Annotated in this window: 1 protein-coding gene; it reads right to left on the reverse strand. The window is 63.7% G+C overall.

Annotation, left to right across the window (positions count from 1 at the left end; genetic code table 11):
• On the reverse strand, positions 1-306 hold a 306-nt coding region (locus EOA13_RS37710; protein ID WP_206535396.1), incomplete at both ends, for an adenylosuccinate synthetase.

Below are 306 nucleotides of genomic sequence, written 5' to 3' on the forward strand. Positions count from 1 at the left end.
GGAACGGACCCTCGCCGACACGCGTCGTATAGGCCTTGGTGATGCCGAGGACATAGCCGATGGCACCCGGGCCGACGCCAGATCCGGCTGAGGCCTGGCCGGCGACCGTGTTGGACGAAGTGACGAACGGATAGGTGCCGTGGTCGATGTCGAGCAGCGTGCCTTGCGCGCCTTCGAACAGGATGCGTTCGCCGGCGCGGCGCTTGTCGTCGAGGATCTTCCAGACACGGTCCATATAGGGCAGGATCTCGTCGGCGACGGAAATCAGCTCATTCATGATCGCGTCATGCGTGACTTCGGCGTGAC

This window comes from Mesorhizobium sp. M7A.F.Ca.US.011.01.1.1, assembly GCF_003998295.1.
GTDB lineage: Bacteria > Pseudomonadota > Alphaproteobacteria > Rhizobiales > Rhizobiaceae > Mesorhizobium.